This window comes from Pseudomonas sp. LS_2, assembly GCF_042709235.1.
GTDB lineage: Bacteria > Pseudomonadota > Gammaproteobacteria > Pseudomonadales > Pseudomonadaceae > Aquipseudomonas.
In genome coordinates, this window is the sequence record NZ_JAVAYC010000003.1 from 183,755 (window position 1) to 197,597 (window position 13,843).

Here is a 13,843-nt window from a genome sequence, read left to right on the forward strand (position 1 = left end):
AGGCACTCAGACCTGCGCCCAGCTGAACCTGGCGAGCATTGCCTGTTGCAGGTCTGGCGGCGAGTCGCCAGCGCTGGCTTTCTGCGCTCTGAGCAGCGCCGTGGCGCTGGCGATTTCCGTACGCGATTCGATGCTTCTGGCCACACCGCCCACCGAGCGATCCCCATGGCCCAACAGCGAGCAGCCGTTGTTGATGAGCACGAAGAAGGCAATCACCCAGAACTTGCCGCAGGTCATGACAGCAGCCCCTGTGCATTGATCGCGGTGAGCGACAGGATGAACACGATATAGACAAGGATCGCAACGTAGGCGCCTTGTTTGAATGAATGAAGAAGGGCGGTGGCCATGGGGTGACTCCAGATGTTGCGGTTGCTTACTGGAGCCAAGCATGACGATGGACTGCGTTATTGAGAAACGATGCTTAGCGATTCAAGTTATCGATGGACTTGATTATTGAGGCAACTTATCGCGCTGATAGAAATCGTCAAATACATTAGGCGAAGTTCGCCGCAGCCTTTGATTCACCCGGATTAATAAAATGCGCTACCAGCAGGAGGGAGCGGGCGATCGGGCGCGTGGACACTGCGAATCAGTAACGCTGAAAGGCCTGTATTAGAGCGGATTCATCAAGTATCGAATCGAGTGATGTTTACCATTAACCACATGAAGTTCTGTATTCGCTCCGGCAGCGTAACATTGGCTCCGTACCCACTTTCCAGCTTCCTAAGGAGCACCGAAATCATGAAACGCCAACTTCTGCTGAGCCTGACCCTTTCGATCCTGGCCGCCAACGTTCATGCAAACGTCGTGGATAATCAACCTCGCTCTACCGACTTCAATCCCGCCGTATCTTCCGATCAACGCGTTATTGTCGAAGGTGGCTCCGATCGCCTGATCGAACGTAACGACCGTGTAGCCGAAGGTGGCTCCGATCGCCTGATCGAACGTAACGACCGCGTTGCCGAAGGTGGCTCCGACCGTCTGCTGGAACGCAACAGCCGTGTCGCCGAAGGCGGTGCCGAGCGTCTGCTTGAACGTAATAACCGCGTTGCCGAAGGTGGCTCCGACCGTCTGCTGGAACGCAACAACCGTGTTGCCGACAGCGGTGCCGATGTCCTGCGTCAACGTGACAACCGCCTCGCCGAAGGTGGCTCCGATCGCCTGATCGAACGCAACAGCCGTGTCGCCTAACGAGCCTCCGAGGTGCTGCTGCCTGCATGACACAGCAGCGCCTCGGAGCACTCGCGCAGTTGAAAGAGACCTCGGTTTCAGGAAACGCTGGTCGGCGACGCCGAAGTCAGCGGCTGTTGCTCCCCTGATGCCTTGCCAGGGCTTACGGGCGGTACGTCGGCCTTGGTGAAAGTCCCATCGTTTTCCCCACGGAAAAAGTTTCTGCCGTAGATCAACAGGCACAGCACCACGCCCACGGCAAATGCCCAGCTTGCGCCCTTGATCGCCAATACCGCGCCGATCACCCCGGCGATCCCCAGGTCACGCTGACTGCGGGCCTCCAGAATCCCCAGCCGCACACTGACATACCCCTGAATCAGCAAGGTCAACGCCAGTGCCACGCCCAGGATAGGCTGGACCAAAGTCACCACCGGCAGCAGCAACAGCCCGGTATTGGTACCCCAGCGGAACGAGCCCATGCCCCCGATGATCGACTGCATGGCGCGAGGTCCGCCTTTGAACCGCTCGATCACCACCACCAGCATCGCCGCCCATTTCGGGCCGCACATGGCCACGTCCGGGCCGAATATACTCATCAGCGCATTACGTCCACCGAAAATCAGGTGGGCGCGATCAGGGTCGTAGTCGATAGGCTGGTCGTTGCGAATATGCTCGGCCTCGTCGAGCAACGCCTTGGCACTCAGCACATCGCCAAAGACGATGATGTATACCGCCAGCACGGTGGGAATCGAGGAAATGAACATCTCGAACGGTGGCATGCCCAGGCCGAATACCGTGTAGTCATTCCAGAGCCCCGCGAAGTCTGGCGTGCTGATACCCCATTGAATGCTTGGCCAGGGCGCTTCGCCGAACAATGGCGCGATCACCACTGCCAGCAACACGATCGGCAGGATCCCCAGCTTGGCGAAATTCCAGCAGAGCCGGTTCTTCTGTTTAAGGACTTGGAAGTGCTGGGAAAAGATCAGGTAGAACGCAAGGCCCACTGCGATGGAGATCGTCCAGGGAAAGGCGTCGAACTTGCCATTGACCTGGAACACGGCGATCACCGCACTGAAACCGGCACCTACTATGATCCCGGACTTCATCGCCGCCGGCACATAGAGGAACACCTTGCGCGCCATGCCCGTCGCGCCCAGGGCAATCGAAAGCACGCCCAGCATCAACTGGAAGGCGATCAATGCATGCACGCGTTCGGGGCCTTCCGGGAATGTCGCGCAGTAAGCCATCAGCAGCGGCACCGCTGGGGTGATCCAACCAGGCACGGTCGGGTCGCCGAGCAGGTGGTGTGCCAGGTAAAGCAGGCCGTTGAGCATGACGACCGCCAGGGCCACTTCAAACGGCATGCCCAGCAACTCGGTCATCAACGGAATGGCGGCCAGGTCGACGGCGCACATCAGCAACCCTTGGAAGTAATCCGGCCACTCGATCTTGTAGTGGACAAACGGCAGCCTGACTTTGAACGGGCCGAGCGGTATGTGCCGGGTTTCTTCCGGCGTCACGGGAGGCATGGACATATCTGCACCTGTCTGGTTTTGTTCTTGGAAGGGCATGTAGGGAAGAGCCAGGGGCTCAATAGGCGCGGCGGTAGATCTGCTCGATATCCGCGACGCTCAGCGGGCGTGGGTTGTTGCGCATCAGTCGCTCGATCTTGCTGGCCTCTTCGGCCATTGCCGGGATGGCGTCTTGCGCAATATCGAAGGCGTGCAGCCCCTGGGGAATATCCACGGCACGGCACAGGTCGGCCATGGCCTGGACCGTGGCATCGGCAGACTGAGCGTCGCTCAGGTGGGACAGCCGCAAGCCCATCGCTTCGCCGATATCGCGCATGCGCTCGGCACAGGCGATCTTGTTCCAGTGCATGACATGCGGCAGCAGCAACGCATTGCTGACGCCGTGGGCAATATTGAAGCGCCCACCCAGCGGGTAAGCCAGGGCATGGACCGCGCCCACTCCGGCATTGCCAAAGGCCATGCCACCCATCAGGCTGCCGGTGGCCATTTGTTCTCGGGCTTGCAGGTCGTCAGGGTTGGCGAACGCCTTGGGCAACGCGCGGCTGATGAGTTTGATCGCACCCAGGGCAATGGCGTCGGTAATGGCCGAGCGGTTGACCGACAAGTACGCCTCGATGGCATGTACCAATGCATCGATACCACTGGCCGCGGTGACCGAGCGAGGGCAGGTCAGGGTCATCGACGGGCTTACCAGGGCTACGTCGGGCAACAGGAAGTCGCTGACGATGCCCTTTTTAACCTGTGCTTGCTTGTCTGAAAAAATGGCGACATTGGTCACTTCCGAGCCAGTGCCGGCCGTACTGGGAATGGCGATGAGCGCCGGGCCCTTTTTCTTGACCTGGTCGACACCGAACAATTCGCCAAGCGACCCGTCGTGCCCGGCGAATGCGGCCACGCCCTTGGCGATATCGATGGCGCTACCGCCACCCAGCCCGATAAGCCCATCATGCTGGCCTGCTCGAAACACCTGGGTGCACGATGCGACAATGGCTATTTCCGGCTCGGGTTGGACTTGATCGAACACGCCGTATTTGCGCTGGCCCAGGTGCGCCAGCGCTTTGTCCAGCGTGCCGGACTTGACCAGCATGGCGTCGGTGACGATGAGTGGGTGGTCGATGTTCAGACGCGTCAGTTCAGCGGACAGCTGCTCGATGGCAGCTTCTCCGGTGATCAGTTTGTTGGCGATCTTGAAAGCATGAAGGGTCATCGGCTAGTCCTGTGTAGTTGTTGTTTGCGCTAGAGCGACGCAACAGGACATAGCGAAGGGTGTGCCATCTCCGGCAAACACCTGCACTAAAGCGGGCGAGAACGAATGGCAGGTTCAGCGCGCATCGGTTCTTGATTAGTTTTCTGATCGCTCAGCCTTGCGCGATCAAGATTTCAATCGGAGCGTTCCCACCTTTTCATTTTCTGCACGATGGTCGCCTGGCTGACCCCCAGGGCTTTTGCTGCCAGGCGGGTGGTCTTGTGCTGGCGCAAGGCGGCGCGGATGGCTGAGCGTTCGGCCTGCTCGACGATTTTGCGCAGGGGCTGTGGGTGAAGGCCTGCAGGTTGTTGGTCGAGGCTGAAGATTTCCTCGGGCAGGTCCAACGCGTTGATGACATCGCCCTGGCAGGTCACCACCATGCGCTCCACCACATTGATCAGCTCCCGAATGTTGCCCGGCCATGGGTAGTCGCACAGCAGGTCCAACGCATCCAGGCTCCACTGCACCTCGCGCTGGTAGCGGCGGTTGAATGAGCCCAGGTAGAAATGCAGGAGGCCCGGGATTTCGTTACGCCGGGCGCGCAAGGCGGGAATCTTGATCGGCACGGTATTGAGGCGGTAGTAAAGGTCTTCGCGGAACAGGCCTTCGGCAACCCGGCGCTTGAGGTCGTGGTGGGTGGCGCTGATGATCCTTACGTCCACCACCTTCAAGTCGAGGCCACCTACCGGGATGAACTGGTTCTCCTCGATCACCTTCAGCAGCTTGACCTGCACGGACAGCGGCAGGTCGCCAATTTCATCAAGGAACAGCGTGCCTTTGTGCGCCAGTTCCAAGAGGCCGCGCTTGCCCTTTGGACCGGCACCGGTGAAGGCGCCCGGCGCATAGCCGAAAAGCTCGGCCTCGATCAGGTTTTCCGGCAAGGCACCACAGTTCAGTGCCAGGAAGGGTTCCTTGCTGCGCTCGCTCGCATTGTGGATGTACTTGGCGACCAATGTCTTGCCGACCCCGGTTTCGCCCTGCAGCAGCACCTTTACGTCACTGCGCGCCACTTGCCGGGCTTGTGCGAAGACCTGCCCTGCAAGTTCCTCGTCAGCGTCGGCCAACGCACTGAGCAGGTCGTCACGCACGCCGGCATGCAGCCGGGCGGTGCTGTGGCGAAGCAGCTTGAGCTGGTGAAGCTCATCGCGTTCGTGCTTGATGCGCAGCAGTTCAGTCATGTCGCGCACTGTGCTGACGACGTAGCGAATCGCCTTGTCGCCATCGAAGATCGGCGTGGCGCTGACCAGCAGTTGCTTGCCATGGCTCAGGCTCTGCATCACCGAAACCGGCAAGCCCTCTTGCAACACGCGCAGCGTCGCCGACCGGGAGATCACGCCCTGCTGAACCAGGGCCTGCATGGAACGGCCGATCAGGTCGGCGCTGTTCAAGCCGGTCAAGCGTTCATAGGCTTGGTTGACACGCAGCGTCGTGCCGTGGCCATCGGTGATGTAGATGCCATCGTGCAGGGCGTTCAACAGCGCTTCGAAACCTATGTCGTCGATGTTCATGAACTGTCCCAGGAAGACTCGAAAGGTGCTGCCCGCCATTTAAACCAAAATGGGGCTGCAAGGCAGCCCCAGTGATACTGCTGGTGAGCTCAGAATTCCTGGACGGTCGGACGCAGCACCACCTCGTTTATATCCACCTGAGCAGGCTGCTCGATTGCATAGGCGATGGCGCGGGCTACCGATTCGGCAGGAATCGCCTGCTTGTAGAACTCCTGGACGTTGTTCGACGAAGCCTCGTCGTTGCTGCCGAACTTGAGCTCGGAGTCCACCGCGCCCGGCGAGATCAAGGTGGCGCGAATGTTGCCGCCAACCTCCATGCGCAAGCCTTCGGTAATCGCGCGGACGGCGTACTTGGTGCCGCTGTACACCGTGCCGCCAGGGGCGAATACCTTGACCCCGGCAACCGAGGCCACGTTGATGATGTGTCCGCTGTTCTGCTGCTGCATGGCCGGCAGTGCAGCGGCGATGCCGTAGAGCACACCCTTGATATTGATATCGATCATCCGATCCCATTCATCGGTGCGGCCCTGGGCCATGGGCGCGATGGCCATCAGGCCGGAGTTGTTGATCATCACATCGACGCGGCCGAAACGGCTGATGGTTGCGGCGATCAGCGCTTGCACTTGTTCCTTGACGGTGACATCGGTAACCACCGGCAGCGCCTCGCCACCACTGGCGTGGATTTCTTCGGCCAGCTGTTGCAGGCGCTCTTCGCGGCGCGCGGCCACCACGACCTTGGCGCCACGGGCGGCGAGGTAACGCGCGGTACTTTCGCCCAGGCCGCTGCTGGCGCCGGTGATAACCACAACTTTGTCGCGGATGTTGTTGCTCATGTCGATCTCCATACTGTCGGGGTGGGGCAGAAGCGCTCTGCGTTGAGGTGAGTATGGGAAAAAGCTTCCTCGGAAAAAATGGAATAGTTAGGATTTAGGAATTCCAAAAAAAGGAACAATCAGATGTCCAACCGCACCGAGCTGCTGCGTATCTTTTGTTGCGCCGCCGAATCCGAGAGCTTTCGCGAGGCGGCCCGTTGCCTGGGCATTTCGCCGCAGGCGGTTACCCGGGCGATCAAGGAGCTGGAAGGCGTGTTCGGCGAACCGCTATTCCACCGCAACACACGCCAGGTGCAGATCAGCGTGTACGGGCAACGCCTGGCGGAGCAGGCGCGCCCCGCACTCAGTGGTATCGACCAACTGTTCGACCTGCGTACACAAGCGCGCGACCAAGCCTTGCGGGGGAGGGTGCGCATCACCGTGACCCAGTCGATCGGCCATCGCTTCCTGGTGCCCTTGCTGGCCCCGCTGGTGCGCGAACACCCTGAAATCGAGCTGGACCTGCGCCTGAGCGATCTGCGGGTGGATGCGGTGGACGAGGGCATCGACATCGGTATTCGTATCGGCCTGGTACGTGATCGCAGCTACATTGCCCGGGTGATCGCGCCAATCGGCCTACAGGTAGTGGCCACGCCCGAGTTGCTGGCGCGTTGCGGGCTGCCCGATAGCCCGCTGGCACTCCAGAGCATGCCGATTTCAGCGATGGTCGATCGTAATAACGGCCGTATATGGCCTTGGTATTTCGCCGATGGGCTGCAATTCGTTCCCAGCCAGCCTGCTTTCACCAGCGACGACCAGGAAGTGGAATGCGAGGCGGCGCTGGCTGGCCTGTGTATTTCCCAGTTGCCCGACCATCTTGTGGCGGCGCATGTGGCCTGCGGCCGACTGGTAGCGCTGCTGCCCGAGCACGCGCCGCCACCGGTGGAGTTGTTTATCTATCGCCCGCAGCGTGGGCCGGTACCTGCGCGGGTGCGCAGAGTTTACGACCTGTTGGTTCAGCACCTGGCCGAAGGCTTGGGCAACCCCTGAGATCGCCGGGGCGGCTTGGCGGCCCCAACCCTGGCGATACGGTTACAGGGGGGCGTTTCCTGTCCCAGCCAAGCGGTGTCAGGCCAGCAACCAGGAGGTCCAGCAGTGCCCTGACCCGAGGCAGGTTCTGCCGACTCTTGAGCCAGACGATGTTGATCGGCAGCCCATCCAGCACCCGCTCCGGCAGCACCTGCACCAATGCCCCGCTTTCCAGGTGCTCGTTCGCCAACCAGGTGGGCAACTGGGCGATACCGATGCCCGCCAGGGCCGAAAGCAACATGCCGTGACCGTCGCCCACCGCGATCCTGCCGCGCATGACCCTGCGTTCCATGTTTCCCGGCTGGTCGCCGGTGAAGAACCACGGCGAAACGCTGCCGTCGCTGTAGCCGTAGAGGATGCACCGATGACGCTCCAGATCTAATTCGCACTGGGGCGTGCCCTGTTGCTCCAGGTAACGAGGCGAGGCGCAGAACACCAGCTGTTGGTGCCCGACGAACCTATGCCCCAACAGCCCCGACCAGGCATCGGGGCCGCCTATGCGCACGATGATATCCACGCCTTGCTCGACCGGGTCGATGAAGTGGTCCGAAAAAGACACATGCGGCATCAGCAAGGGGTGGCGCTGGAGGAACTCGAGCATCAGTGGCAGCACGTGGGCCTGGCCGAAGGCGGCGGGGAGCTCCACCCGCACCCGGCCGCGAGGCTCGGTGTCCTGCGCGTGCAGCGACTGCTCCGCCTCCTCCAGGCTGCTCAGCACCTCGGCGCAGGTGCGGTAGTACTCGGCCCCTGCGTCGGTCAATGAAAGCCTGCGTGTGGTTCGGTTGAACAAGCGAACCTGCAAGCGGGCTTCCAGACGCGCAATGCTTTTACTGACCGCCGAATTGGTCAGGTTCAGCCGCTCGGCGGCGCCAGAGAAACTGCCGACGTTGGCGACACTGACGAAGACATCGATGCCCTTCAGTCGATCGGAGGCGTGCATGGTGCCGGGTCTCATTGATGAATTTCAGTCACATCATTTCGTAGAAAGTGCCACCTATCAACGCTTTATTCTCCAATAAGCTGGGCGCCATTCTTTGAAACCGAACCTGGAGTTCCTGATGGCCGATCTTTTTGCCCCATACGACCTGAGCGGTTTGTCCCTCGCCAACCGCATCGTGATGGCGCCGATGACCCGCTCGCGCGCGCCCCAAGACATCGCGACAGAGCAAATCGCGCTGCACTACACCCAGCGCGCTACTGCCGGGCTCATCGTTTCCGAGGGCACGCCGATTTCCCGCGAAGGGCAGGGCTATCTCTTCAACCCGGGCATATTCACGCCCGAGCAGATCGCAGGCTGGAAGCGGGTGACCGATTCGGTGCGCAGCGTGGGCGGGCGTATGTTCGCCCAGCTCTGGCACGTGGGCCGCGTGTCCCACACGTCCATTCAGATCGACGGCAAGGCGCCTGTCAGTGCCACCAGCAAGACCGCGCACAATGCCAACGCCTTCGGCTACACCGAGACTGGCGAGCCAGGGTTCGTGCAAGCCAGCGCCCCGCGCCAATTGAGTACCGACGAAGTCGGGCGGGTGGTGCAGGACTTCGCCCAAGCCGCAAGCAATGCCATAGAAGCAGGTTTCGACGGCGTCGAGATCCACGGTGCCAATGGGTATCTGCTGGAGCAGTTTCTCAACCCGCTGGTCAACGATCGCAGCGACCTGTACGCGGCCGACAGCCTGGAAAATCGCCTGCGCTTCGTCTTCGAAGTGGTCGATGCGGTGGTTGCCCGCATTGGCAGGCAACGTGTCGGCATCCGCATCTCGCCTTACGGCCAGCTGTTCGACATGCCGCTGTACCCGCAGATCGACGAGACCTATGCCGCGTTGTGCCAGGGCCTTGGGGAGCGGGGTATCGCCTATGTCCACGTGATGGACCAAACCCACTTCTTCATGGCCAGCGAAAGCGCGTCCAAGCAAGAAGAGGCGCTGCGCGCCTTGCTACAACGGTGCAAGGCCAACCTGGGGGCCACCGCGCTGATCCTGGCGGGCGACCTGACCCTGGAGCGCGCCCAAGCGTTGGTTGATGCCGGCCTCATCGATCTGGCCGCATTCGGCCAGCCGTTCATTGGCAACCCAGACCTGGTCGCCCGCTTGAAGAACGGCTGGCCGCTGACGGTCCCGGATCGCGACACCTACTATGGCGGCGGTGCTGCCGGTTACATCGACTACCCACCATACTCTGCGGCGTAAAGCCTTCCCGGCGAGCCTTTGCAGGTGTCTACTGGAGACGCAGCGATCTGCTATAAAAACGTTCCCAGAACGACATCTGTGCTCGCCCGAGGTGCTCCGTGATCAACCTGGCAACCGCTCAGCTACTGACCCGCTACAAGCGCTGGGCCGAACAGTTGTTTTTTGACAGCCTGGCCACCCTGGCGCCCGAGGAACTGGAGCGACAACGTCCAGGGCCGATGAAAACCCTGCTTGCCACGCTCAACCACATGTATGTGGTGGACCGCATCTGGCAGGCTCACCTGGAGGGCCGCGAGCACGGTTTTGCGTCGCGCCAGGCCATGCCTTACCCGCAGCTCGACGCCTTGCGGGCGGCCCAGCAAACGGTGAGCGAGTGGTTCGTGCAGTGGAGCGCTGCGCAGACAGAGGCTTCACTGGCGCGCTCGATCGATTTCACCTACGTCTGCGGCAAACGCGCCAGCATGAACGCTGGCGCGATGCTGCTGCACGTGGTCAACCACGGCACCTATCACCGTGGCTGGCTGGTACAGATGTATTTCGAAATCCCCGCCGTACCGCCGATGACCGACCTGTCGGTCTACCTCACCGACGCCGATACGGCGTCCGACGTCAACTGCTAGCGGCCATGTGTTCGACGATCTTGCTGCGCAACCAGCGCTCGGCAGGGTCGTTGTCGGTCACTTCACCCCAGACCATCGACAGCTCCGAGGTGGCAATAGGGAAGGGCGCATCTTCAGCGCGTAGCGGGCTGCCGTCGATCAGCGCGGCGGCGGCGTAGTCCGGGACGCAGGCGAGCAGTTCGCTGCCCGGCAGAATCGAGCGCAAGCCACTGAACTGTGGCACCGCCAACTTCACCCGCCGGCTGCGGCCCACGCGGGCCAGGTCATTGTCGATGTTGCCGCACAGGTCGCCCGAGAACGACACCAGCGCATGGGGACGCTCACTGAAATCATCCAGGGTCAAGGGGTCGGGGCGTTTGTCGCCACGCAACACCTTGACGGTCATGTCCCGCAGCTTGCGGCGCTTGGCATTGGCGGGAAGGTCGGTGGTATAGCTGACGCCTACGGAAATTTCCCCAGAGGCCAGCATCCCCGGCAGCAGCAGGAAGTTCACCCGCCGTACCACGATGATCACCTCTGGCGCTTCTTCGCGGATGTGCTTGAGCAGCGCGGGGAACAGACCGAACTCGGCGTCGTCCGACAGGCCGATGCGAAAGGTGTCGCGGTTCGTTGCCGGGTCGAAGTCCCGGGCGCGGCTGACGGCGCTGGAAATGGTGTCCATCGCCGGTTGCAGCTCGCGCAGGATCGCCATGGCCCGCAAGGTCGGCTCGAAGCCCCGGCCGTTGCGCACCAGCAGCGGGTCGTCGAACAGGTCGCGCAAGCGGCCCAGGGCAGAGCTGACGGCAGGCTGGCCGAGAAACAGCTTTTCCGCGGCGCGGGTGAGGTTGCGCTCGAACATTAAGGTTTCGAAGATCACCAGCAGGTTCAGGTCGATACGGCGCAGTTCGTTGCGGTTCATGCGGGGTCCTTCGAGGCGTTGGGTAGCGAGAAGTATGGGGCAGATAGCCGCTGAAGTATCGGGTACGCAAGAGCGGCAAGAATCCAGCAGGCCATTGCAACCCACATTATCCCGAGAGCATGAAAATCACTATTCGAAGTCCGCCATCCGCTGGCAACGGACGGACGCCTCACGGGCTTCTTCGCCCGATCTGCCGCGGCTCGGAACTCAAGCGTAGCCTGTGGTGTGGGTGCATGCCCGCTTCAGACGTAATCGCTGAGCCGAGGCTGTCGCGCTATCCTTGATCCAGGCCCTACAAGGAACACTGTCCATGCGCCGGCTGATACCGCTTATTCTGGTGATCGTCCTCCCGGGCTGCCAAGCCCCAATGCCTGCTGCCGATCCCCAGATGGCCTGGGTCGACCTCTCGCTGCCTTTCCCCAACGACCGGGTCCTGCTGGCCGAACGCCTGGACAAGAAGCGCCTGGACGAAGGCCGCTTCTTCCAGGTCGCGCCCGGCAGGCATGAGCTGGTCGTGCGGTTCGATTATGAAGTTAATGCAGGCGCAGGGCTGGGCATGATGGGCACCACCGTACGCCAATGCTACCTGACCCTGGACTACGCCCATTTCCAGGCAGGCCAGCGCTATATGCTCGAGGCCCGTTCGATGGCGCTGTCACCGGAGGCGAGGCTGTACAATGCCGAGCGGCAGGTCGTCGCAGCGCTCAGTGATTTCTACTGCCTGATGTGACGCTGCCTGCCATGTCTGTCGATGAAGGAATTCAACCGTTGTGTGAAGCATGAACCGTTCCTTGTTCATTTCCCTGGACGGCCCCAAGGGCACCGGCAAGACCACGCTGCTGGAGTCCGTCACCAAGGCGCTCAGGGCACAGAACAGGAAAGTGATCCGCATCTGTGAAAAAAAGAGCGACCCCTACCGAGCCGAAACCATGGCGCTGGTGAATCAGTTCGCCCGGCACCCCTGCGCGGAATTGGAGGTGACGATTTGCGAACGCTTCGCAGACAGCCGCGCCTGGATTTCCCGGCATGTGCTGCCCCGACAGCCAGCGGGCAGCATCATCCTCATCGATCGCTGGTACCCCTCCGATGCCGCGTTTCGCCGGCTGGTGCCATTTGCGCAGATCTTGCGCTTGAACCTGGAGCGTGACGTGCGCGTGCCCGACCTGCATGTCGCCGTGCTGACCGCGCCGGAAATTTCCTGGGGCAGGGCAGCGGCGCGCTCGCGCGGCTTGAACAGCACAGTGATGCAGGGGCTGGACGAGCATGTGGCGTGTACCGAGGCGTTCGAACGGACGGTCGAGGAGCAAGGGTGGGTGGTGTGCCGCAATGAAGGCACGCTGGAGCAGGCAACCCTGCAGGTGGTGTCGAGCATCCAGCATGTACATTGATGCCGCTGCGTCACCAGGCGATGGAGCTGCCATCCCAGGCCCAGAACGTACCGGTCTGTGACGGGCCATGCTGGCTGAGCAGATCGAGGATGCGGCTGGCTGCATAGTCTGGCGTGAACAGCTTTTCGGCGGGCACGTTGCCCTGGAACGGGCGCGAGAGCTGGGTATCGGTGGTGCCGGGGTGCAGGGCCAGTATTGTCGAGGCGGGGTTGAGCCGCTTGAGCTCGATACTCGCCGTGCGCAGCAGCTGGTTGAGCGCAGCCTTGCTGGCACGATAGCTGTACCAGCCGCCCAGCCGGTTGTCGCCAATCGACCCGACCCGAGCCGACAAGGCAGCGTAAGTCACCGGCTGCTGGCGCAGCATCGGCAACAGGTGCTTGAGCAGCAGGATGGGGGCGAAGCAGTTGCTGGCAAAACTGGCCTGTAACCCCGCCAGATCCAGTTGCCCCAATGACTTCTCGGCCCGCGCCGGCGCCTCTTGCAGTACCCCGAGGGTACTGATGATCAGGTTCAACTGCTCGCAGCAGGCTTGGGCCTGGGTTGCCAGCTCGCCCAGGGCCTGCTCGTCCCGGGCGTCGCAGTCGATGCGAACCAGCCTGCGGCCATGCCTCTGGGCCAGGGCCTCCAGGCCGGGGCTATTGCTTGCCTGCCGCGAAACCGCGAGCAATTGCGCGACGTCATTGCGCCCCAGCAATTGCGAACACAGCGCCAGGCCGATTCCCTGGCTTGCGCCGCAGATCAACACGTTGGCGGGCGTCTGCAGGTTGGCGATCAGGCTCATTGCGTGTTCTCCCTGGCACCGGCTGCTTCAGAGCAGGATGTAGTCGCTAAGCGGAAGGATATCCCGATGGCTACCTTCGATCAGGCGTACGTAACGGCCGTTCACCCAGTCGACCGGTAGACAATCGTCCACGTCAAGCACCGCGTCGGTGTGAGGCTTGAGCCAGCGGCTCGGCATGCGTTGCCGGGCTAGTCGCTTGGCGTGGGGCGGGTCCTGGGCCACCACCATCATGTAGTGGTGCGCCTCACCGAACATCCCACGCTCGTAACCGCCAAGATTGATGAAAAACAGCCTGGGGTCCCCTGGCCCAGGTGCCAGGTCGCTGAACTCGACGCGGTAGCCTTCTATGCCATCGACCTCCAGCCACGAATCGATATGCAGGCCTTTGCGGCTACCGAACCAGGCCTCGCGCAGCTGCGGGTACGTCTGCTCCAGTGAGTCCGCCTGGGCGAACAGCACATCGTGCACTTCGATACTGGCGCGTGGATGACGACCCCCGAGCATGACTACGTACAACATCGAAACCTTCCTTCACAGGGGCGCGAGGCGCCGGGCTTTTGGGTCATGAACACCCTCATTCTTTGATTTTACTTATACACCAATCTAGCCTTGT

The 13,843-nt window shown here is 61.7% G+C and carries 15 protein-coding genes; 6 read left to right on the plus strand and 9 right to left on the minus strand.

What is annotated here, in order from left to right:
• Window positions 1-6 precede the first annotated feature (6 nt).
• Window positions 7-237 carry a hypothetical protein gene (locus tag RAC97_RS04080; RefSeq protein WP_375097998.1) on the minus strand — a complete coding sequence of 77 codons (231 nt, stop codon included), beginning with the start codon at window positions 235-237 and terminating at the stop codon, window positions 7-9.
• 504 nt (window positions 238-741) lie between these two features.
• On the opposite strand from RAC97_RS04080, the gene RAC97_RS04085 reads away from it, so the two are divergent.
• The gene (locus RAC97_RS04085) at window positions 742-1,191 is read left to right on the plus strand and encodes a phage infection protein (RefSeq protein ID WP_375097999.1); all 450 of its coding nucleotides are present in this window, start codon (window positions 742-744) and stop codon (window positions 1,189-1,191) included.
• Between the two features lie 77 nt (window positions 1,192-1,268).
• Here the strand turns inward: RAC97_RS04085 and RAC97_RS04090 are convergent, their stop codons facing one another.
• The 4 genes from RAC97_RS04090 to RAC97_RS04105 form a co-directional block, all read right to left on the minus strand.
• Window positions 1,269-2,705, minus strand: coding sequence for a hypothetical protein (locus RAC97_RS04090; protein WP_375098000.1), 1,437 nt, complete (start codon window positions 2,703-2,705; stop codon window positions 1,269-1,271).
• 55 nt (window positions 2,706-2,760) lie between these two features.
• Window positions 2,761-3,909 carry an iron-containing alcohol dehydrogenase gene (locus RAC97_RS04095; protein ID WP_375098001.1) on the minus strand — a complete coding sequence of 383 codons (1,149 nt, stop codon included), beginning with the start codon at window positions 3,907-3,909 and terminating at the stop codon, window positions 2,761-2,763.
• 173 nt (window positions 3,910-4,082) lie between these two features.
• Window positions 4,083-5,456, minus strand: coding sequence for a sigma-54 interaction domain-containing protein (locus RAC97_RS04100; protein WP_375098002.1), 1,374 nt, complete (start codon window positions 5,454-5,456; stop codon window positions 4,083-4,085).
• Window positions 5,457-5,545: 89 nt separating this feature from the next.
• The gene (locus RAC97_RS04105; RefSeq protein WP_375098003.1) at window positions 5,546-6,289 is read right to left on the minus strand and encodes an SDR family oxidoreductase; all 744 of its coding nucleotides are present in this window, start codon (window positions 6,287-6,289) and stop codon (window positions 5,546-5,548) included.
• A gap of 123 nt (window positions 6,290-6,412) precedes the next feature.
• Between RAC97_RS04105 and RAC97_RS04110 the strand changes: the two genes are divergently transcribed.
• A complete protein-coding gene (locus tag RAC97_RS04110; protein ID WP_375098004.1) occupies window positions 6,413-7,318 on the plus strand; it encodes a LysR family transcriptional regulator in 906 nt (301 codons plus the stop codon).
• Here RAC97_RS04110 and RAC97_RS04115 read toward each other — a convergent pair.
• Window positions 7,221-8,297: a LysR family transcriptional regulator gene (locus RAC97_RS04115; RefSeq protein WP_375098005.1), complete on the minus strand. Its 1,077-nt coding sequence runs from the start codon at window positions 8,295-8,297 to the stop codon at window positions 7,221-7,223. The two genes, RAC97_RS04110 and RAC97_RS04115, sit on opposite strands and share 98 nt — an antisense overlap.
• Before the next feature lie 118 nt (window positions 8,298-8,415).
• On the opposite strand from RAC97_RS04115, the gene RAC97_RS04120 reads away from it, so the two are divergent.
• Together RAC97_RS04120 and RAC97_RS04125 are read left to right on the plus strand one after the other, a co-directional pair.
• Window positions 8,416-9,543, plus strand: coding sequence for an alkene reductase (locus tag RAC97_RS04120; RefSeq protein ID WP_375098006.1), 1,128 nt, complete (start codon window positions 8,416-8,418; stop codon window positions 9,541-9,543).
• Between the two features lie 98 nt (window positions 9,544-9,641).
• Window positions 9,642-10,163, plus strand: a complete 522-nt coding sequence (locus RAC97_RS04125; protein ID WP_375098007.1) for a DinB family protein — start codon at window positions 9,642-9,644, stop codon at window positions 10,161-10,163.
• On the opposite strand, the gene RAC97_RS04130 is transcribed toward RAC97_RS04125, so the two are convergent.
• Window positions 10,153-11,061, minus strand: coding sequence for a LysR family transcriptional regulator (locus RAC97_RS04130; protein WP_375098008.1), 909 nt, complete (start codon window positions 11,059-11,061; stop codon window positions 10,153-10,155). The two genes, RAC97_RS04125 and RAC97_RS04130, sit on opposite strands and share 11 nt — an antisense overlap.
• Window positions 11,062-11,371: 310 nt before the next feature.
• Here RAC97_RS04130 and RAC97_RS04135 point away from each other — a divergent pair, with 310 nt between their 5' ends.
• Window positions 11,372-11,791 (plus strand): hypothetical protein, encoded by a 420-nt coding sequence (locus tag RAC97_RS04135; RefSeq protein ID WP_375098009.1) that lies wholly within the window; start codon window positions 11,372-11,374, stop codon window positions 11,789-11,791.
• 49 nt (window positions 11,792-11,840) lie between these two features.
• Entirely contained in the window at window positions 11,841-12,449 is a 609-nt protein-coding gene (locus RAC97_RS04140; protein ID WP_375098010.1) for a dTMP kinase, read from the plus strand.
• Window positions 12,450-12,459: 10 nt separating this feature from the next.
• On the opposite strand, the gene RAC97_RS04145 is transcribed toward RAC97_RS04140, so the two are convergent.
• Window positions 12,460-13,230 (minus strand): SDR family NAD(P)-dependent oxidoreductase, encoded by a 771-nt coding sequence (locus tag RAC97_RS04145; RefSeq protein ID WP_375098011.1) that lies wholly within the window; start codon window positions 13,228-13,230, stop codon window positions 12,460-12,462.
• Window positions 13,231-13,257: 27 nt separating this feature from the next.
• Window positions 13,258-13,749, minus strand: a complete 492-nt coding sequence (locus tag RAC97_RS04150; RefSeq protein WP_375098012.1) for a DUF1543 domain-containing protein — start codon at window positions 13,747-13,749, stop codon at window positions 13,258-13,260.
• Between the last annotated feature and the right edge of the window lie 94 nt (window positions 13,750-13,843).